Genomic DNA, 20134 nt, shown 5'->3' with positions numbered 1-20134 from the left:
ACGATCATGGCCCGGATCATTTTTCCAAACGGCAAGGAGCTGACAGACCTGCCAGCCATTCAGCGTCGCCTGTCATCGCTGGGCATCACGTTGCGTCACTGGCCCGCACCGACGGGAAGCCGCGCCGGGGAGCTGCTTGCCAAGCAGGGTCTGAACGACGCGGAAAAAGAGGAACTGCTTGGCCTGGTGCAGAATCGGTTCGAGGAACTCAAGCGGGAAAAGGGTTATGTCACCCGCGACATGGTGGTGATCCACGAGGACATCCCGGGTCTGCCCGATATGCTCGGAAAATTCGACAAAATTCATTATCACACCGACGACGAGGTGCGTTACATCCTCGCTGGACGCGGATTCTTCGGTTTTGTCGAGCCGGACGGCGAGCAATTCATGCTCGAAGTCGCGGCCGGTGATTACATCAATGTTCCCGCGAATTCCGAGCATTGGTTCGAGATGAAGGACTCAAAGCGAATCAAGGCGGTGCGTTACTTCATCGACGCCGCCGGCTGGGCGCCGGTGTATACGGAACGCGAAATGGTATTCGCGTAAAGGTTGAGATCCGGCCGGTACTGCCAGGGTCGATGCACCGGCACGCCGCCCCGGTATTAATTCTTGTATTTCGTCATCCCGATGACGTCCTCCGGGCGGCCGTATTTTCGCGCGGTAAACGTCAGGACCAGTATGGCGAAGCTCAGGATAACGATGGCGCCGGTGACGCTCAAGAGCACGTAAAGATGAAACGCGTCGGAGACCTTCTGAACGTCGATGACCAGATGCCGTGACAGCGCGGTGATGGCGATGTAAATCAGGAACTGCACCGGCAAACGGTGCGTCTTGAAATAAATGCCGACCATGGCACCCAGTTCGAGGTAGATGAAGAGCAGCAGGATATCTTCCAGAGGCGCGTGACCGGTAGCCATGATGTCCAAGTACCTCTGCACGGCCGACCAGACGATGGTGGCGCCGATAACAAACAGCGCGAGGTAATGAAAGGTATCCACCAGGACATCGCCGAATTTTTTAACCAAATCAGTTTTTACGGTCATCGATATCGTTCCTCCATGGTTACTCTAGCGATTGTACTCCGGACACCCACACGCCTTGTTAGGCATCCGGCCGCCGTTGACGGCAGTGACGCAGGTCCGGGCTCCTCACGTCGGTTATCAGCCGGCATACTGCGCCAACCCATTGCCGAAAGACCAATTCTCCTTTTTGACCTCGATTAGGCCTATAAAGACATCCTGCTTGTCGAGGCCGATCTCCTTTTGTAATCCCTCGACAATGGCCTGGTAAAGGGCTTTTTTCAATTCCGTCGTTCGCCCCTCATTCAGTGTGATCTGAATGATAACGAGATTGTCGGAATGGGGGATACCGAGGTAGACAGGAGCGTATAGAAAATTATCCCGGGCATGTTCCGTGATCAGTTGAAAGCGATCCTGCGGCGGGCAATTGATTTTTTCCACCATGGCCCGGTGCACCACATCGCCGATCTGCTTCCGGTATTCGGGGGATTTTCCTTGCAGCAGGGCAATACGAACGAGGGGCATGTTTTATTCTCCTTGATGCCAGCCTCGCATTATTCACAACCCCTGCCGTGAGATCCATTTTTGCACGTGTTCAGGAATTTGACGGGATTTTCCCGGCGAAATAGGCGAGTCGCGGGAACACCGGGGCCAGGAAAAACAACGTGAAAACCGCAGGAATTTCAGCGCCTGTTTCCCAAACACCTCGCGCTCCGGCGCTGCTCGATGTCCGGTTATATGTCGCATTTTAATCCGCCGCCGTACCGCTGCGCTTATTCCGATTTATCCATGTCTTCGACAAACTCACGTAGCGGTTTGTGCAGCGTGACCGGTTGTGTCCTTTTTTTGCGCATACGTATATTCAACATCTCCACCATTACCGAAAAAGCCATGGCGAAATAGATATATCCCCGCGGAATGTGAACATCGAAACCCTCAACGATCAAGGTGAGTCCGACCAGTATCAAAAACGAAAGCGCCAGCATCTTGATGGTAGGGTGCTGGTCGACGAAATCCCCGATCGGTTTTGCCGCCATCAGCATGACAACCACTGCCAGGATAATCGCGATGGCCATGATCGACACTTGCTTGACCAAACCGACAGCCGTAATGACCGAATCCAGTGAAAAAACTATATCCAGTATCGCGATTTGCACCAGCACCATCCCGAGGCTCATGGGAAGGATGGCTCTGGCGTCATCCTCGATTCCTTCAAGGCTGTTGTGTATTTCATGCGTCGCTTTAGCCAGAAGAAACATGCCCCCTCCGATCAGGATGACATCACGCCCAGAAATCGCTTGGTTGAAAACGGCGAACCAGGCATCGGTTAAGCCCATGACCCAGGTAATCGAGAACAGCAATACAAGTCGGGCAATCATCGCGAGGCCGAGACCCAGTCGTCTCGCGATGTTGCGTTGATGTTCGGGCAGGCGTCCTACCAGGATCGAGATGAAAATAATGTTATCGATGCCCAGGACAATTTCCAGCGCGGTTAATGTCCCGAGTGCAATCCATGCTTCGGGGCTCGCTATCCAGTCAAGCATCAGCAACTCCTTTTTTTCAAGTCAGAATTTTATGGAAGAGATTCCAGGACGGTATCGCATGGGCCGCAATCCGATTTCAATCGCCGGCCGTCTTTCAAAGAGTAAATCTCCGTGCATGACTTTTCTCCCACGGGCATCCGTCGTGTTTCATACGCGCCGGCGTAGGCAAGTTCTCCGAACGTCACAATACCGTTGCCATCGAAATCCATGCTCGCGAAGGAGAGCGGGGCGTTGCCCAGCAGGTAAAGGTAAATGGCACCCGGGCCGATGATGGCGGCAACGCCGATCAGCGTGAACCAGAAAATCTGCTTGTGGGCTTTCACAGTATTAAAAAACAAATCGCGCCGGCGCCATTTGTTCAAGCCCCCAGCGCGGCTGCCAATTCCAGAAAGTCCGCGGCGACGAAATCAAACCGGGACGTATCGCCCGGATCCTCCCCGCGCCCGGGCCCGAATTCTTCCGGGCGAAAAACGTACGACGTCTTGAAACCGATGGCGCGCGCGCCATCGGTATCGTAGGCATGCGCGGCGACCAGCATTACCTCCCGCGTGGCCAATCCCAGCAGGCTGGCGGCGCCCCGGTACACTTTCGGATCGGGTTTGTAACTTGCGAACATGGCGGACGACAACACGCAATCCCAGGGCAGCCCGGCATGCTTCGAGGCTGCGATCAACATCGACAAATTGCCATTCGACAGGGGGGATACCATGTATTGGCGTTTCAGGCGGACGATGCCTTCGACCGCGTCCGGCCACGGCCGCAGTCTGTGCCAGGCGGAGTTCAGATTTGAGATTTCTTCATCTTTGAGACCAGGTACGGCAAGCTCTTTGAGCAACCGATCCAGTACCGAACGATGAATTTCATCCATGGTCATCCAGCTTGTTTCTCCCTTAGCGATGCGGGATTGGAATGTCCGGAACCCCGCGCGCCAGCGGTCAGCGAATTCGCTCCAGTTTGCTTCGTACCGGTGCTTTTTCCCGAACTTGGCCAGCTCGTCAATGATCGAACCCCGCCAATCCAGCACCGTACCGAATAAATCGAACAGAATCGCCCGAAGATCTCGTTTAGTATTCATCTGCGTCCATTCACGCGTCGGGATAACAGGATTCGCCCATTTCGCCGGAGCGGTTTTTGCGCCGGGAATGACCAGCGGCGCGCCTCGCAAGTGTGAGTTTATTCACGCCCGATGTGATTTGTAACAGGTGCAGCATATCGAAAATTGTGCATCGGCGGCAGCCATGTTCGCGTGACGCGCCCGATGTCAGACCCATGGGTTGGATGGAACGAGGTTACGTGCGTGGATTCCACGCCAGCAATGCAATAATGCCAAGGAGCACGAACAGCCCCGCCGCCACCCAGCGCATCACCCGCATATTGACCCGATGGGCCAGCGCCGCGCCGATCCAGACAGCGGGAACGTTCGCAATCATCATCCCCAGGGTCGTTCCCAGGACCACCGCGACGAGTGAATCGTAGCGGGCCGCCAGCGCAACCGTGGCCAGTTGCGTCTTATCGCCCATCTCCACCAGAAAGAAGGCGATGAGAGTCGTCAGGAACACACCGGCGCCCCGAAGATTCCGGTTTTCCTCCAGCTTGTCTTGCTTGAGCGCCCACGCGCCGAAGGCGAAGAACGCGAGGGCAACGATCCACTTGAGTACCCCGGGGGATACCAGCCCTGCGACCCACGCACCCAGGTAACCGGCGAGAAAATGATTGGCGAGCGTCGCGAAGAGAATGCCCAGAATGATCGGGACCCTACGCTTAAGTTTTGCCGCCAGCACAAATGACAAAAGCTGGGTCTTATCGCCCATCTCGGCGAGTGCGACAACCGAGGTTGAAAGGATTAGCGCTTCCAGGAGAATTTTCCGCCTCTTCCGCCTCTAACGCCCGTTCTCAACCGCGACATGAATCGCTGTCGGCTGCACGTTATTGATTGATGGTACATCGGTGTCTAACGCCATCGCCAATCAAGATCGCCGGACTTTCTCCCCGTGTCCGCCTCGCAGGTAGGCGAGCCAATACACGCCGGCGACCAAGAGCGTTCCGCCGACGATGTTACCCGCGCTCACTGCGGCGAGGTTTCTGCCGGCACCGATAATCGACACAACGCCTTGCCCATCCAATGCAAGCCCGTATGGCAGAAAGAACCAGTTCGCGATCGAGTGCTCGAAGCCGATTGTCACGAAGGCACTGATGGGAAAAATAATGCCCAATATTTTGTCCGCTACGCTGCGCCCACCCATCGCGAGCCAAACCGCCAGGCACACGAGTGCGTTACACAGGATGCCGCGCGCGAAAGCCTCGCTTAAGGTGAGATCCGACTTGGCGCGGGCGATCTGAAGCGCGGTTTCCCCCACTGCGCCGCCGCCCACGTTGGCCGTATCGGCCCACACGACAATGAGAACTGTTCCCAGGCAGCCGATGACATTGCCAAGGTAGGCGAGAAACCAGTTCCTCAGCACATCGCGGGTACCGATCAGATTACTTGCCCAAGCCATCGCCAACAGGTTGTTGCCAGTAAAAAGTTCGGCTCCGCCGATCACGACAAGAACCAGACCGAGACAAAAACTCAGGCCACCGAGCAAACGGGTAACACCGAAGCCAAGACTGGCATCGGTCACTACTACGGTGAAAAAGAGCGCGCCAAGCGAGATGAACGCCCCGGCGAGCACTGCCAACACGAGCATGGTTAAGGTATCCGCTCGTGCCTTCGCCACGCCCATGCTTTCCACCCGCCGCGCAATCTGGATGGGTTGGTAGGCATCGCTAAACAAGTGTTCTTGTGTCATAAAGGTTTCCCCCTCAAAGGCATTAAGGTCGTTAACGGACGAATTTTCGATGTTTTTTCATCGCGCTTTAGCTCAATGCGTCACGTGTTCAACCACACCCCGCGTGTGTTGAAGTAGACGCGGCTTATCGAAATTCACGAGAGGTAGCAGAACGCGTGTGTCGGCTCGAACAAGCGTTTGGCTCCTCGCCGCGCGCGTGCTCACACCACCCGAATCTCAATCTCGCCCACGCCGTCCACGCCGCCTTTGAGCCGATCGCCGCGCTGGGTGGCGCCGACGCCGGCGGGCGTGCCGGTGAACAACAGGTCACCGGGGGCGAGCGTGAAGAAACTTGAGAGGTGCGATATGGATTCCGGAATGCTCCAGATCAGTTGCGACAGGTCCCCGCGCTGGCGGGTCTTGCCGTTGACCGTCAGCCAAATGGCGCCCTTCGACGGATGCCCGATTAGGCTCGCGGGCACAATCGCCGAGCACGGCGCGGACTTTTCGAAAGCCTTGCCGACCTCCCAGGGTCGCCCGAGTTTCTTCGCCTCGGCCTGCAAATCGCGCCGCGTCATGTCGATGCCGACGGCATAGCCGTAGATGTAATCGAGCGCCTTGGCGGCCTCGATGTTTACGCCGCCCTGGCCGAGCGCCACGACGAGTTCGAGCTCGAAATGCAGGTCGCTCGTCTTCGCGGGATAGGGGAAGTCGCCGCCGTTCGGCAGCAGCGCATCGGCCGGTTTCTGAAAGAAGAACGGCGGCTCGCGATCGGGATCGTGGCCCATCTCGCGGGCGTGCTCGGCGTAGTTGCGCCCGATGCAGTAGATGCGATGCACGGGAAATTTCGCCTCCGTTCCCTTGACGTCGAGAGCGGGAATCGCCGGTACGTGAATGACAAATGTCATAAAGTTTCTCCGAGTATTTCAAAAAATGATGACCGCTATCCATTCACCAACCCGATGAGCGTACCAAACTTCCGCTAACGGGCGCTGGCGTAATATTCGACGCGGCGCTCGAGGGCGGCGATTGCCTCGGAGACCGCGAAGGCAAACAGGAACACCGTGACCACCAGCGCCCAGAATTCCTCCATGAGAAAGTGCTGGGAATACAGCTCGAAAAGTTCCCCCACGCCGATGATGGCGACGAGCAACTGGCCGATCACCACCCCTTTCACCCCGCGGATCGCGCCCAGGCGCAAGCCCGCGAGCATTTCCGGCAAGGCGCTCAGAATCAGGACCTTGGTATAAATCTGATGGCGCTTAGCTCCGAAAGCGCGCGCCATGTCCACGAGCGACCGGTCCGCGTGCACCACGCCGACCTGCGTATCGAGAATGATCACGAACACGGCGAACAAAAACACCGTGACGACCACCGTGGTTTCGCCGATCCCTACCACCGCCATCAGCAACGGCACGAGCGCGGAGATCGGCGCGCTCACGAAAATATTGACCCACATCCCGAGGATCCGGCCCAAGCCCTGCACCCGCGCCATCAGGATGCCGAGCGGGATACCGATGAGGATGGCCAAAGCCATGCCGATGCCGAACGAGCGCAGCGAAATCATGGCTGCGGTGTGGAACTTCTCGGTTGGCAGGATCGTGACCGCGGCCTGAATCACGCCGCTGAACGGCGGAATGATGCTCGAAAATTTTGCCTGGCCGATCGCCTCCCAGACGATAAACCAGATCAGGAGCGAAAAAACAATCGGAATCTTCTTGCCGAATAACGTCATGTCACTTCCTCACACATATTGCTTCAGGATTTGCCAGATTTCGTCCACCGTGTCGAGGTAATTCCGATCGCGCCGAATCTCATCGGCGCTGCGGCCGTGATCCACGTTCGGCCGGATAATCTTGGACACCGTGCCGGGGCGTGGCGACAGCAGCGCAATTTGATCGGAAAGATATGCCGCTTCCTCGATACTGTGGGTGACGAAGATCACGGTCTTCCGCCGGTGCCGCAACAAATCGAGCAGGTCTTCCTGAAACTTGCGCCGCGTTTGCTCGTCAACCGAGGAAAACGGCTCGTCCATCAATATGATGTCGGCGTCCACCGCGAGCGCGCGGGCCAGCCCGACGCGCTGCCGCATGCCGCCGGAGAGCTGGTTCGGATGGCTCGCCTCGAATCCGCTCAGGCCCATTTCGGCGATATACCGGCGCGCGGTTGTTTCGCGCTGCGCCCGGGGAACACCGCGCAATTCCAGGCCGAAGGCGACGTTTCGCAGCACCGTCGCCCACGGCATCAGCGCGAAGTCCTGGAACACGAAGGCGCGCTCCGGCCCCGGACCTTGGATTTTTTCCCCGTTGACCCGCACCTCGCCGGCGTTGTGCGGTATCAAACCGGCGATGATCTTGAGCAGCGTCGTTTTCCCGCAGCCGCTCGGGCCGAGCAGCGTGCTGAGTTTCCCGCGCGGGAACGCCAGGTTCACGTTCCTGAGGGCCTCGACGCCGCCGGGATAGGTCTTGCCGATCCCCTCGACCTCGACAATGGCGTCATCCGGCATCGTTACGCACCGCGAATCTCGGGCGGGAACAGGCGGCGCTCCACGCGCTCGAGCGCATGGATCGTGACCGCCGCGAACGCGATGATCGAGGCAATCGAAGCGAACATCTTCGGGTAGTCGGCGACCGAACTGTGATAGGTAATCAGATCGCCGATGCCGGTCGGGGTGATCAAAAGCTCCGCGATCACCACGCCGATGAATCCCATCGCCAGCCCCAATCGCAGGCCGGTGAAAATGAGCGCCGCGGCGTGCGGAAGAATGATTTTCATCACCTGCTGTCGCCGGGTACCGAGAAACGAGCGCGACATCTGGATCAGCGACGGATGCGTGTTGCGGATTCCTTTATAGGAGTTCATCACAATCACGGGCGCGGCCAATAGAATCACCGCCAGCACCTTGGAAGTCAGCCCGATCCCGTAGAGGTAGGTGATCAGCGGGATGATCGCCGCCATCGGCGCGGCCTGGAGGATGATGAAAATCGGCAGCGAGAACCACTCGATCGTGCGCGACAGCCCCATGCCGATGCCGAATCCGATTCCGGCCATTCCGCACAGCACGATGCCGATGACAAGCGGCTGCAAGGTGGAAAGATAGGCGTTACCAAGGCTTCCGTCCGCGATCATCTGCCACAGCGCCAGCAACGTCTGACTGAACGGCGGGAACGCCGCGCTGATCGGCCAGCGCCCCACAAGCTCCCACAGGCCGAAAAAGAACACAAAGGAGATCAGCTGCCAAACGATGTGACCGGCAACGGGCGGTTGGCGCATCACTTACGTTTCAGATTTCGCGACGTCGGGACGGCTCACGGAAGCGGGACACCGGGCATCCCACGATCACTAGCGATCACTTGACCTTGTCGAGCGCGGCCTTGAGCGGCGCGAACGTCCAGAAATCCTCCACCTTGAGGTTCTCACCCTTGAGAGCGCCGGACAGGCTGAAAAACTCCAGGTCGTTCTTGGCCGCGCGCGCGCCACCGCCGTCGTTGGGGAAGATGTCGTTCTTAACTCCTTCCTGGAAATAAGGAAGTATTTCATCTTCCAGCTTGGCCGGAATATCCTTAAGCAATCCGAGTTTTTTGCGTTGGTCCAGCATCGCTTTTGGGTCGGCGTTGATGGCGCGGTTAACCTTGATCAGCTCTTCCAGGAACACCGCGACGGCGGCCTGATTCTTGTCGAGAAACTCCTTGGTGGCGAACAACGCCTCGTCGCTGGCCTTCACTGGTCCCAGCGGCAGCACGATGAACTTTCCGGGTGCTTCCTTCATCACCAGGTTTTTGTTGCTTGCGTCCAGGATCGAGGCCTTGATCGTTCCCTTCAGCAGCGCCAGCGCGCGCACGTTGGAACCGGGGACATAGCTCACGCTCTTGTACTTGATTCCGTATTCTTTGGCCATCAGCATCATGATTGCCTCGGTTCCCGAGCCACGGGCGTGGACCGCGATGTCCTGATCGTCAAGGTCTTTCCAGTTCTTGTAGCTCTCCTGGTTCACAATCGGGAAAAATTGCAGTGAGCTCAGCTGATAGAAAAACCGGATCGGGATGTTTACTTTCTGAACGGCGGCGTACGGCGTGCCCTGGCCGATGTCGGCCTGGCCGTTGATCACGGCTTGGGTCGCGATCTCCTCGTTCTTGAACGCCGTGACCTCGACCTCGACGCCGCGCTGCTTCGCGCGCTCGACCGCCACAAGCAGCGGCAACTCATCGATGGAAATCACGTCGCCTAACGCATACTTGATTTTGGTTGCGGCGGGTACCGGCGCAACGCCGACGAATAAGCCAAGCAGCAGCGAAAGCGTCACCGCCAGGGCGAATCTGGCCAGGGTAAGCATTGTCTCCTCCTGATGTGGGTAATCGGATTTTTGTGAAACTAGCCTAACAGGGAGCGCCGAATTACGCCATGCTATCGGTAATGCCTCCGGAAAACCCCGATGCTCCCGGACCATTTAAGGTATTGTCGGTGTTGCTCATCGAAAAACTCCGGATGTAAGCACACCGTTATATAAATTATCCAAGCCAATTTTTCTTATTCTGATTCACGAATGCTGAACAGCCACCAACGTTCACGCCGTTTTCCGGCGCTCGGTTGGCGCTCGAAATAGATTTTCATGGTTTCCCGGTCCGATGTGGCGACTTCGTACCAGTGCTTGCGAACGTATAACTCGGGACTGCCATGGCGGCACTTTCCGGTTTCACGCCAGCGACGCATAACGCTAGCCACTCTGATAGTTCGGCCACGCCACATGAACTCACGCGGCAGGCCCGGTTCCCCGGCCGCCATCCGCGAGGTATCAAATGTGGCAATCACGGGCTTGATGGCTTCGCTGACAAATCGCTCGGTCATGTTCGCTACCGGTGGCTGACAAGAAGTGGACATTGAAAATGACGCCTCTTAACATGCCCATCATGGCGCTCGATCCCGTGGCAGCGCAAGCCGCCGATTGAAAATGGCCCAAACGCTCGATGACCTTCCGCCCCGTGCGGCACTGGTGGAAATCGCGCATGACTTCCATGCGCGTGGCTGGATGGCGGGCACGGCGGGCAATCTCTCGGCGCGCGATGATGACGCGCATTTCTGGATCACGGCCAGCGGCAAGCCCAAGGGCCGGCTGGATGAAAATGATTTTCTGCGCGTGCGCGTGCACGATGGCGCCGTGATCGAAACCCGCCACACCGGGGACAAGCCATCCGCCGAAACCTCCATCCACGCGGTTATTTATCGGCTGTTCCCGCAGGCGCGCGCCTGCCTGCACGGGCACATTGTGGAATCCTGCCTCGCGGCTGAGCGCGCGAAAAAGAGTGCGAAGAGCCTGCGCCTCCCACCGCTAGAGATGATCAAGGGTTTCGATATTTGGGAACAGAACCCGAAGGTGGATTTGCCGTTGTTCAAGAATCATCTCGATGTCGCAAAAATCGCCAAAGAAATCGAAACGCGCTTCAAGAAGGCAAGGCCCGCGCTGACTGCGCTCCTGGTACGCGGTCACGGCCCCACGGTCTGGGGCGCGAGCCTGCAGGAGGCCTATAACCGCTTTGAAACCCTCGAATTCATCCTGCGCTATCTGTCACATCCGCATCGCCGCTGATTTTATTGCATCTTTTGCGCCAGAGGGCGCAGTACGTCACACCCGAAATTCTAAAAACACCGTCTTGCGGACAGCATAACATCGCGCGGCGTGGTCCAATCGGGTCAGCGCCTCCGCGGGAAGAATAAACATATGATCGAGGGAGGCACTATGCGTATTCGATTTGCCATGCCGGTTATTTCCCTGGCGGTCGCGATGCTCGCCGGCTGCGCGTCTGCGCCGCCACCTCGTCCGCGATCTATCCCCACACGCCGCACCAGCGCCAGCCCGACGCGGTGCATCGGTTCTTTTAGAGTAAGGGTCGTTTCCTTGCTGTTCGGCTCGTAACCAGCATAACTGTTTCCTCCCACCGGGGCATAGTTCTCCCCGAGGCCCGGAGTCTGGTATGGTGTTACCGTATGAGGCGCTGGCGCATCCTGTTTTTTCTGCTCGCCGCCTGGCCGCTCCTGCTGCTGGGCAAGGATCCCGTTGCGCCGGGACAGGTGGTGCTGCTTAACGTGAGCGGTGCCATCGGCCCAGCAACGAGCGACTACATTGCTCGTGGACTCGAACGGGCAAAAGACGAGGCCGCGACACTGGTGATTTTGAGGATGGACACGCCCGGTGGGCTCGACACCTCGATGCGCCGCATCATCAAGGATATTCTCGCCTCACCCGTACCGGTCGTAACCTTCGTCGCGCCCTCTGGCGCGCGCGCCGCCAGCGCCGGGGCTTACATCCTGCTCGCGTCACACATCGCCGCCATGGCGCCCGCGACCAATGTCGGCGCCGCGACACCGGTGCACATCGGCGGTGTTCCCGATCCGGGTGGGGGCTCCAAGCCGGCGGATAAGGAAGACAAAAAAGATTCAAAGGACAAGAATGATAAGAAGGATAAAAAGGAAAAACCCGCCAAGCCAGGCATGGATGAAAAAGCCATGAACGACGCGATCGCCTACATCCGCAGCCTGGCGCAAATGCGCGGACGCAACGTGACGTGGGCGGAAAAAGCGGTGCGCGAGGCGGATTCAATTCCGGCCGAGGAAGCGGTGAAACTGAACGTCGCCGATTTAATCGCTGCCGACACCTCCGACCTTTTGAAAAAGGTCAATGGCCGCAAGCTGAACATGCAGGGCCGTGACATCACCTTGAATACAGAAGGGTTAGCGATCCACTCCTACGATCCGGACTGGCGCAACCGCCTGCTCGCGGTCATTGCCGATCCGAACGTGGCGTACATCCTCATGCTGCTCGGCATCTATGGACTGTTCTTCGAACTGTGGAATCCGGGTTACGTGCTCCCCGGCGTGGTGGGCGGCATCTGCCTGCTGCTCGCGCTGTATGCCTTTCAGGTCCTGCCCATCAGCTTTGCCGGCCTGGGGTTGATCCTGCTCGGCATCGCCTTCATGGTGGCCGAGGCGTTCATGCCGAGCTTCGGTGCGCTCGGCATCGGCGGGGTGGTGGCGTTTGTCATTGGTTCAATCATTCTCATGGACACCGACGTTGAAGGTTATACCATCTCCTGGCCGCTGATCGCCACGGTGGCTGTAGTCAGCGCGGTGTTTTTCATCAGTGTCGTCATCATGGCGATGAAAGCGCGCCAGCGCACCGTAGTGAGTGGAAAGGAGGAAATGATCGGTGCCACCGGCGAGGCACTTGAGAATTTCAAGGATGAGGGCCGCGTGCGGGTGCACAGCGAGGATTGGCGGGCGCATACCACCGCGGCGCTCAAACGCGGACAGAAAGTAAAAGTCGTCAAAATAGAGGGCCTGATTCTAACGGTGGAACCGTTTAACCCGGAGGGTAACTAACATGGGATTCATCACCACAACGAGTTTTGTTTTTATTTTTATCGTGCTGTTGATTTTCTCCGCCTTCCGCATTCTGCGGGAGTACGAGCGCGGCGTAGTGTTCATGCTTGGGCGTTTCTGGAAGGTCAAGGGGCCGGGTCTGATCGTCATCATCCCCGGCATTCAATCCATGGTGAAGGTCGATCTGCGCACCATTGTAATGGACGTGCCGCCGCAGGACGTGATCTCGCGCGATAATGTTTCGGTAAAGGTCAATGCCGTGGTGTATTTCCGCGCGATTGACCCGCAGCGTTCTATTATCCAGGTGGAGGATTATTACTCCGCCACCAGCCAGCTGGCCCAGACCACGTTGCGATCGGTGCTTGGCAAACACGAACTCGATGAAATGCTGGCCGAGCGCGACAAGCTCAACACTGACATCCAGAAGATCCTCGATGCGGCCACGGACGCCTGGGGTATCAAGGTTTCGAGCGTTGAGATCAAGCACATTGACATCGATCCCACGATGGTACGCGCCATCGCGCAACAGGCCGAGGCCGAGCGCACGCGGCGCGCTAAGGTGATTCATGCCCAGGGTGAATACGAGGCCGCCGAGAAGCTGGTACAGGCGGCCGACCTCATCAGCAAGAGCCCGCAGGCCCTGCAACTGCGTTATTTGCAGACCATGTCCGGCATGGCCAACGACAAGAGCAACACGATTGTGTTCCCACTGCCGATGGATCTGATTACGCCGTTTCTGGATTATCTGAAGAAAAAGTAACGCAGCCGACGATCACTGCACCAGCCACGCGTCGATCGGCGTGGCGCCGGTGGTGAAGCCGAGCTCGAGCGCAGTGGAGTATCCTTCGGCATTGGGCAACGCGGTGCCGGTCTGTACGATAAGGTTGGGTACGCCGTGAATCGTGGTGAGCGGTTTCCAGCGGCCGTCCTTGCCACGCACCACCAGCGGCTCTTCGTTAAGCTGAAACTGCGGCACCCACTTGCCTTCGCTGTTTTGAAAATAGCGGACCCTCACGATAAAAAGCAGCGTGCTTTGAATGCCGGAGCCCTGGAAGAAGTTGACCGCCCGTTCACCGGGCCGGGACTCGGCGGTGAGGGCCTCGCCGGGGCGGATGCTCCATTTTTCCTGTGGCTTGCCCTTGAACGGAGAGGCGATCAAACCGCCCTTGGTTTCGATTTTGGTTTGGATCTTCGCGTTGGCTTCCACGTGCTCCAGGATCATCAGCACCGGCGAATCGGCCGCGTGAAGGCCGGGGATGAAACTCAGCAGAATGATGACGGCGAACGCGACCGTCGAGTAAGCAATGGGGCGTTCCTGCCATGCATCATCCTTTGACTCCATCCGGTTCATGAAAAGAGCCTAGCGGCCGGAGCCCATGCTGTCCACCCGCCGGGAGACCGCGTCATTCCGGCGGCACGGGGCGCTTGATCCGGTTTTCATCCACGGCGACGTAGGTCAGCACCGCCTCGGTCACCTTGACCACCTCGCCCGGTTTCGGCGAGCGTTGCCCGCGCTCGACGAAAACCTCGACTTTCACCGTGATCGAAGTGGTGCCCACCTTGATGACGTCGGAGTAAAAACTGACGATGTCGTTGACGAAAACCGGTGCGACGAATTTGAAATCGTTGACCCCCACGCTCACCACGCGCCCCTTGGCGCGCCGGCTAGCCGGGATGGAGGCGGCGATGTCGACCTGCGACATGATCCAGCCGCCGAAAATATCGCCGCCGGCGTTGGTGTCTTTCGGCATGGGTACCAGCCGCAGCGTCGCGTGCCGGTTGGGAAGCTGTGTTTGATTCGTCATAGGCTCTCCGTCGCGATCCAGTCGCGGGGCTTTAAAAAGACTTCGTAGAGTTTCGCCTCGGGTGTGCCCGCGGCCGGTTTCCAGTCGTAACGCCACTTCACGACCGGAGGCAGCGACATCAGGATCGATTCGGCGCGGCCGCCGGACTGAAGCCCGAATAGCGTACCTCGATCGTAGACCAGATTGAACTCGACGTACCGCCCGCGGCGATATAACTGAAAATCGCGTTCGCGTTCGCCGTAGGGCACGGATTTGCGCCGCCGGACGATCGGCAAATACGCCGGCAGGTAATGATTGCCCACGCTTTGCATGAATCCGAAGGCGTGCGCGAAATTCTTTTCGTTGAAGTCATCGAAGAACAAGCCGCCGATCCCGCGCGGTTCGTTGCGATGCTTGAGATAGAAATAATCGTCGCACCATTTTTTGAAGCGGGCATAATAATCGGCGCCAAACGGTTCGCACGCCGATCGGGCGGTTGTGTGCCAGTGCACGCAATCCTCCGCGTAGCCGTAATACGGCGTGAGATCGAACCCCCCGCCGAACCACCATACCGGGTCGGCGCCGTTCCGCTCGGCGCTGAAAAACCGCACATTGCAGTGCGCCGTGGGCACATGCGGATTGCGCGGGTGAATCACGAGCGAAACGCCCACAGCCTGGAATGAACGACCAGCGATTTCCGGGCGTTGCGCCGTGGCCGAGGGTGGGAGATTTTTCCCATGGACGTGGGAAAAATTCACGCCCGCCTGTTCAAATACCGCGCCATCGGTGAGCACCCGCGATTGTCCGCCACCTCCTTCCGGGCGCTCCCAGGTGTCGTCGCGGAATTTTTCCTTGCCGTCTTCCTGTTCCAGCGCCGTGCAGATGCGATCCTGCAGGTCGAGGAGGTAATTGCGTACAACCTGTATGTCGAAAGCCATGTAAAAAATAGAATGGACAGGATTTATAGGATTAACAGGATTTTAAAAAGCATGAAACTGGTTTTTTGCTTTTGTTTTTAATCATGTAAATCCTGTTAATCCTGTGTATTGGATTTATCCTGGGCGGACCAGTTCGCCGCTGACAGCGTCATGGATCGGCGTCGGCGCCGGTGCATCGCCCACCTTTCCAGGCAACACGTAATCCACCTCGCCGTTGAATCGTCTCAGGGTCTCGCGATAGCTGCGCGTCGGTTGGCCGCCCGCGCGGTTGGCGCTGGTTGAGACGAGGGCCATCCTTGCCATGCGGCACAAGCCCGCGGCCTGGGCGTGGGCGGTGACGCGCACCGCCAGGCGCGGATGCTCGCCGGTGATCCACCGCGGCACGTCGCTGCGCGGTTCGAGCAGCCAGGTGTGCGGACCGGGCCAGGTGGCCAGCACATGGGATGGGACGTTGTTGACGAAGGGCGCGAGTTGATCGATATCGGCGGCGATGAGTATCAGGCCCTTGCCGGCCGGGCGGTGTTTGACGCGCAGCAGCCGCCGCACCGCCGCGTGGTTCATGGGGTTGCACCCCAGTCCAAAACAGTATTCCGTGGCGTAGGCTACGACACCGCCTTGTTGCAGGATGCGTGCCGCGTGAATCACCTCGCCGCTGATCAACGGGCTTACTTTCCGTGCTTGGTTCCGTGACCGGTGCTTCCGGCTTCCACAGAGCCGAGTTTTTCACGCCGCGCCTTGTCCTCGGCCAATATTTCCGAAGCATTGGCCCGGCGTTCGTCCGCCAGCCATTGCGCCAGTTCCTGGTCGCCGAGGGCGAGGATTTGCGCGGCCAGGTAGGCGGCGTTCATGGCGCCGGCCTTGCCGATCGCGACACAGGCGACGGGAATTCCTCCCGGCATCTGCACGGTGGAGAGCAGGGCATCCTGACCCTGCAGGGGGCCCGAAGCCATGGGCACGCCGATTACCGGTTTGTGGGTGAGCGCGGCCACGGTGCCGGCGAGGTGTGCCGCCATGCCGGCGGCGGCGACGAACACGGCGCACCCGCGGGCGTCCGCGTCCTTGACGTAGGCGTGCGTGGCGTCGGGGGTGCGGTGCGCGGACAGTACCCGCACCTCGCGCGCGATGTGGAATTTGTCGAGCGTCTCGACCGTGGTCTGCATGGTCTCCAGGTCGGAGTCCGAACCCATCAGGATGGCGACAAACGGTTTGGTCATGGCTGTATCCGAAAAAATTAAATGGACAGGATTAACATGATTTACAGGATTAGTTCTTAAAGGAAAGCAAAAAATTTATCGCCTTAATCATGTTAATCCTGTCTATTCACGATTTTCTCTTGCGATCGCGCGGTGGCCGATGTCGGTGCGATACTGCGCGCCGCGCCACCGGATTTTTTTTACAAGTTCGTAGGCGCGTTGTTGCGCCGCGCCAACTGTAGCGCCCAGCGCCGTGACGCACAACACCCGCCCGCCGTTCGTGACCACGGCTCCATGCTCCAAGGCGGTGCCGGCATGAAAAACCTTGCAGTCGGGTTGCGGCTGCAACGGCAGGCCGGAGATGACATCACCCTTTTGATATGTTCCGGGGTAACCGTCGGCGGCCATGACCACGCCCAGCGCGGCACGCGCGTCCCATCGGGCCTGCACCCGGTCGAGTTGGCCGTCAAGCGCGGCCTCGATGAGCTCGATGAAATCGGATTGCAGCCGCAGCATGATCGGCTGGGTTTCGGGATCACCGAAGCGGCAGTTGTATTCGAGCACCTTCGGGGTGCCGTCCGGCGCGATCATCAACCCGGCGTACAGAAAACCGGTGTACGGAAGACCCTCCGCGCGCATCCCGCGCACCGTCGGCTCGATAACCTCACGCATGATGCGCGCGTGCAGCGCGGCCGTGACCACCGGCGCGGGCGAATACGCCCCCATTCCGCCGGTATTCGGGCCGGTGTCGCCGTCGCCGGCGCGCTTGTGATCCTGCGAGGTGGCGAGCGGCAGGAGGTGTTCGCCGTCCACCATAACAATGAAACTGGCTTCTTCCCCTTCCAAAAAATCTTCAATGATGACGTGTTGCCCTGCCGCACCAAGTATTTTCTTTTCTTGCATATCCTTGGCAGTGGAGAGTAATTCCTTCCGGTCGCTGGCTATAACGACCCCCTTACCTGAGGCAAGTCCATCAGCTTTGATTACACATGGAAAAGAAAAACTTTGAGAGGCAGTTACGGATGTTTCATAGTCAGAAGACTCGACATAACGTGCCGTAGGTATCTCGTATTTGGCTAGAAAGCGCTTGGCGAAAGCCTTGGAGCCTTCCAACTGCGCTGCCGCTTTTACCGGACCGAAAATCCGCATCCCCCCGGCTTGGAAGAAATCCACCACACCGCCCACCAACGGGGCTTCGGGACCCACGACGGTGAGGTCTATCTTGTTTTCAACCGCGAATTTCAGCAGGCCGTCAAGGTCTTCCGCGCTGATGGCGACATTCTGGCATTTGTTTTCTTGCGCCGTGCCGGCGTTGCCGGGGGCGACGAAAATATTTTTGACCCGGGGGGATTGCGCGGCCTTCCACGCCAGCGCGTGTTCCCGACCGCCACCGCCAATAACGAGCACTTTCATCGGGTTTAGTGCAATTTAACGGCAGACCGTAAAACCAGTTCGTTCGGCTAGCGCTTCAGGTTCAGCGCGAAATGATGACACGTGATATCCATGCGGCGCTGGAGGTAAAACCGGTGCGCGGCGTGGCGTTGCACCCCCGAATCGAGGTGCAGTTGATCGCAATCACGGGACGTGGCGTGTTCCACCAGCCAGTCGAACAGCCTGCCCCCGTGCCGCCGCGAGCGCGCGGTGCTCACCGTTACCAGATCATCGATGTACAGCGTCTTGCCCCAACCGAGATATTCCAGAATCCGGAATCCGGCGACGGACACGATTTGGTTCTTGTCTTCCAGGTAGACAATCTGGAACCCGTCCCGCTGTTGGCGATGCGTCTGTTCGATGAATTCCGTTTCGCTCAGGTGCGGGCGCAGTTCCGCCATGACCGGATGGCATCGGACGAGTTCGTCATCGGTGGCGGCGATGCTGATTTTCATTGAAATTCCCAGTGACGTTATTTTTCGGCTTCAGTGCCGGAAATGCCGCACGCCGGTAAACACCATGGCGATGTTGTGTTGACCGGCAGCCTCGATGACTTCCCGGTCGCGCATCGATCCGCCCGGCTGGATGACGGCGGTAATGCCGACCTCGGCCGCCTGATCGAGCCCGTCACGGAACGGGAAAAATGCGTCCGAGGCCATGACGCTGCCGCGCACCTCGAGGCCGGCGTCGGCCGCCTTGATCGCGGCAATGCGCGCGCTGGTGACGCGGCTCATCTGCCCCGCGCCGATTCCGACGGTGCGGCCGTTTTGGCAAAACACGATGGCGTTCGATTTTACGAACCGCACCACCTTCCAGGCAAACAGCAGGTCATCGCGCTCCTGCGGCGTCGGCGCGCGTTTCGTGACAACTTTCAGATCCTTTTCCGTTACGAAATCGAAATCGGCGTCCTGCACCAGCAGTCCGCCGGTGACGCGACGGAAATCCGTACTGGCCGGGGTCGTCTTTTTCCAAGGGCCGGACACGAGCACGCGGACATTCGGTTTGGAAGCGAGGATGCGACTGACCTCTTCGTCGACCGCTGGAGCGACGATGACTTCCACAAACTGGCGTTCAAGGATGGCCTGGGCGGTGGCCGCGTCGAGCGGCCGGTTGACTGCAATGATGCCGCCGAAGGCCGAGGTGGGATCGGTGACATAGGCATGCTGATAGGCACTGAGCAAATCCTTGGCCACGGCCACGCCGCACGGGTTGGCGTGCTTGACGATCACGCACGCGGGTTCGCTGAAGGATTTGACGCATTCGAGTGCCGCATCCGCGTCGGCGATATTGTTCAAAGACAGCTCTTTTCCTTGCAATACGCGCGCGCTGGACACGGAACCCTCGGCCGGCCGCCGCTCGACATAGAACGCGGCTTTTTGATGCGGATTCTCGCCGTAGCGCAGCGGCATGGCATGGACGAATTGCATGTTGAACGTCGGTGGGAAATCCGTGTGCGTGCCGTCCGGATTCCGGCGGCCGAGATAGTCGGCAATGGCGCCGTCGTACGCGGCGGTGTGTTCATAGGCCTTGACCGCCAGACGATAGCGTGTCGCCGCGCTCACGGACCCGTTGGCTTGTTTCATTTCATCCAACACGGGTCGATAGTCGTTGGCATCGACGATCACGGTCACGGCGTGATGATTCTTGGCCGCGGCGCGCAGCAGGGTGGGGCCGCCGATATCGATGTTTTCGATCGCGTCTTCAAGGCGGCAGTCCGCTCGCGCCACGGTTTCTTCGAACGGATAGAGGTTGACGACCACGAGATCGATCGGCGGGATTCCATGCACGCGCATGGTCTTCACGTGACTGTCGATATCGCGCCGCCCGAGCAGGCCGCCGTGAATTTTCGGATGCAGCGTCTTCACCCGGCCGTCGAGCATTTCCGGAAAACCGGTGTAATCCGACACCTCGACCACATCGATGCCGTTGTCGGTCAGCAGCTTCGCGGTGCCGCCGGTGGAAATGATTTCGATGTGGAACTTTTTGAGTTCGCGGGACAACTCCAGCACGCCGCTTTTGTGGGAGACGCTGATCAGCGCGCGCCGGATGGTAGTCATGGAGTGCGGATCGGGAAATAGGCCAT

Annotated in this window: 25 protein-coding genes; 4 read left to right on the top strand and 21 right to left on the bottom strand. The window is 58.8% G+C overall.

Annotation, left to right across the window (positions count from 1 at the left end; all coding sequences use genetic code 11):
* Window positions 1–6: 6 nt before the first annotated feature.
* Window positions 7–546 (top strand): acireductone dioxygenase, encoded by a 540-nt coding sequence (locus WD823_RS08705; RefSeq protein ID WP_368429100.1) that lies wholly within the window; start codon window positions 7–9, stop codon window positions 544–546.
* Between the two features lie 56 nt (window positions 547–602).
* Here the strand turns inward: WD823_RS08705 and WD823_RS08700 are convergent, their stop codons facing one another.
* From WD823_RS08700 to WD823_RS08640, 13 genes are all read right to left on the bottom strand, one after another.
* Window positions 603–1043, bottom strand: coding sequence for a phosphate-starvation-inducible protein PsiE (locus WD823_RS08700; protein WP_368429099.1), 441 nt, complete (start codon window positions 1041–1043; stop codon window positions 603–605).
* 117 nt (window positions 1044–1160) lie between these two features.
* The gene (locus tag WD823_RS08695) at window positions 1161–1544 is read right to left on the bottom strand and encodes a tautomerase family protein (protein ID WP_368429098.1); all 384 of its coding nucleotides are present in this window, start codon (window positions 1542–1544) and stop codon (window positions 1161–1163) included.
* Window positions 1545–1792: 248 nt separating this feature from the next.
* A complete protein-coding gene (locus WD823_RS08690) occupies window positions 1793–2563 on the bottom strand; it encodes a TerC family protein (RefSeq protein WP_368429097.1) in 771 nt (256 codons plus the stop codon).
* A gap of 29 nt (window positions 2564–2592) precedes the next feature.
* Window positions 2593–2886, bottom strand: coding sequence for a hypothetical protein (locus WD823_RS08685; protein ID WP_368429096.1), 294 nt, complete (start codon window positions 2884–2886; stop codon window positions 2593–2595).
* A 35-nt stretch (window positions 2887–2921) separates the two neighbouring features.
* Window positions 2922–3638, bottom strand: a complete 717-nt coding sequence (locus WD823_RS08680) for a haloacid dehalogenase type II (RefSeq protein WP_368429095.1) — start codon at window positions 3636–3638, stop codon at window positions 2922–2924.
* Between the two features lie 214 nt (window positions 3639–3852).
* Window positions 3853–4407 carry a TMEM165/GDT1 family protein gene (locus WD823_RS08675; protein ID WP_368429311.1) on the bottom strand — a complete coding sequence of 185 codons (555 nt, stop codon included), beginning with the start codon at window positions 4405–4407 and terminating at the stop codon, window positions 3853–3855.
* A 123-nt stretch (window positions 4408–4530) separates the two neighbouring features.
* A complete protein-coding gene (locus WD823_RS08670; protein WP_368429094.1) occupies window positions 4531–5352 on the bottom strand; it encodes a formate/nitrite transporter family protein in 822 nt (273 codons plus the stop codon).
* Window positions 5353–5552: 200 nt separating this feature from the next.
* Window positions 5553–6239, bottom strand: coding sequence for a fumarylacetoacetate hydrolase family protein (locus WD823_RS08665; protein WP_368429093.1), 687 nt, complete (start codon window positions 6237–6239; stop codon window positions 5553–5555).
* 74 nt (window positions 6240–6313) lie between these two features.
* Window positions 6314–7066: an ABC transporter permease gene (locus tag WD823_RS08660; RefSeq protein ID WP_368429092.1), complete on the bottom strand. Its 753-nt coding sequence runs from the start codon at window positions 7064–7066 to the stop codon at window positions 6314–6316.
* 9 nt (window positions 7067–7075) lie between these two features.
* A complete protein-coding gene (locus WD823_RS08655; RefSeq protein WP_368429091.1) occupies window positions 7076–7837 on the bottom strand; it encodes an ABC transporter ATP-binding protein in 762 nt (253 codons plus the stop codon).
* A 2-nt stretch (window positions 7838–7839) separates the two neighbouring features.
* Entirely contained in the window at window positions 7840–8553 is a 714-nt protein-coding gene (locus WD823_RS08650; RefSeq protein WP_368429090.1) for an ABC transporter permease, read from the bottom strand.
* 127 nt (window positions 8554–8680) lie between these two features.
* Complete coding sequence (locus tag WD823_RS08645) at window positions 8681–9664, bottom strand: ABC transporter substrate-binding protein (protein ID WP_368429089.1); 984 nt, start codon at window positions 9662–9664, stop codon at window positions 8681–8683.
* A 194-nt stretch (window positions 9665–9858) separates the two neighbouring features.
* Window positions 9859–10176 (bottom strand): DUF6504 family protein, encoded by a 318-nt coding sequence (locus WD823_RS08640; RefSeq protein ID WP_368429088.1) that lies wholly within the window; start codon window positions 10174–10176, stop codon window positions 9859–9861.
* Between the two features lie 103 nt (window positions 10177–10279).
* Between WD823_RS08640 and mtnB the strand changes: the two genes are divergently transcribed.
* The 3 genes from mtnB (at window position 10280) to WD823_RS08625 (ending at window position 13465) form a co-directional block, all read left to right on the top strand.
* Window positions 10280–10915, top strand: a complete 636-nt coding sequence (gene mtnB, locus WD823_RS08635) for a methylthioribulose 1-phosphate dehydratase (protein WP_368429310.1) — start codon at window positions 10280–10282, stop codon at window positions 10913–10915.
* 398 nt (window positions 10916–11313) lie between these two features.
* Window positions 11314–12705: a nodulation protein NfeD gene (locus WD823_RS08630; protein WP_368429087.1), complete on the top strand. Its 1392-nt coding sequence runs from the start codon at window positions 11314–11316 to the stop codon at window positions 12703–12705.
* A 1-nt stretch (window position 12706) separates the two neighbouring features.
* Window positions 12707–13465: a slipin family protein gene (locus tag WD823_RS08625; RefSeq protein ID WP_368429086.1), complete on the top strand. Its 759-nt coding sequence runs from the start codon at window positions 12707–12709 to the stop codon at window positions 13463–13465.
* Window positions 13466–13477: 12 nt separating this feature from the next.
* On the opposite strand, the gene WD823_RS08620 is transcribed toward WD823_RS08625, so the two are convergent.
* The 8 genes from WD823_RS08620 to purH form a co-directional block, all read right to left on the bottom strand.
* A complete protein-coding gene (locus tag WD823_RS08620) occupies window positions 13478–14056 on the bottom strand; it encodes a hypothetical protein (RefSeq protein ID WP_368429085.1) in 579 nt (192 codons plus the stop codon).
* 52 nt (window positions 14057–14108) lie between these two features.
* Window positions 14109–14510, bottom strand: a complete 402-nt coding sequence (locus tag WD823_RS08615) for an acyl-CoA thioesterase (protein WP_368429084.1) — start codon at window positions 14508–14510, stop codon at window positions 14109–14111.
* Entirely contained in the window at window positions 14507–15427 is a 921-nt protein-coding gene (gene hemF, locus WD823_RS08610; RefSeq protein WP_368429083.1) for an oxygen-dependent coproporphyrinogen oxidase, read from the bottom strand. The genes WD823_RS08615 and hemF overlap by 4 nt, the downstream gene beginning before the upstream one ends.
* A 114-nt stretch (window positions 15428–15541) precedes the next feature.
* Window positions 15542–16087: an L-threonylcarbamoyladenylate synthase gene (locus WD823_RS08605; RefSeq protein ID WP_368429082.1), complete on the bottom strand. Its 546-nt coding sequence runs from the start codon at window positions 16085–16087 to the stop codon at window positions 15542–15544.
* Between the two features lie 5 nt (window positions 16088–16092).
* Entirely contained in the window at window positions 16093–16641 is a 549-nt protein-coding gene (gene purE, locus WD823_RS08600; protein WP_368429081.1) for a 5-(carboxyamino)imidazole ribonucleotide mutase, read from the bottom strand.
* Between the two features lie 102 nt (window positions 16642–16743).
* Window positions 16744–18033 (bottom strand): phosphoribosylamine--glycine ligase, encoded by a 1290-nt coding sequence (purD, locus tag WD823_RS08595; RefSeq protein WP_368429080.1) that lies wholly within the window; start codon window positions 18031–18033, stop codon window positions 16744–16746.
* A 47-nt stretch (window positions 18034–18080) separates the two neighbouring features.
* Entirely contained in the window at window positions 18081–18506 is a 426-nt protein-coding gene (locus WD823_RS08590) for a GNAT family N-acetyltransferase (RefSeq protein WP_368429079.1), read from the bottom strand.
* 30 nt (window positions 18507–18536) lie between these two features.
* Window positions 18537–20108, bottom strand: coding sequence for a bifunctional phosphoribosylaminoimidazolecarboxamide formyltransferase/IMP cyclohydrolase (gene purH, locus WD823_RS08585; RefSeq protein ID WP_368429078.1), 1572 nt, complete (start codon window positions 20106–20108; stop codon window positions 18537–18539).
* Window positions 20109–20134 lie beyond the last annotated feature (26 nt).

Origin of the sequence: Sulfuricaulis sp. (genome assembly GCF_040901545.1) — a bacterium.
GTDB lineage: Bacteria > Pseudomonadota > Gammaproteobacteria > Acidiferrobacterales > Sulfurifustaceae > Sulfuricaulis.
The sequence above is the reverse complement of the archived record's forward strand: the minus strand, read 5'-3'. Positions and strand labels throughout refer to the sequence as shown.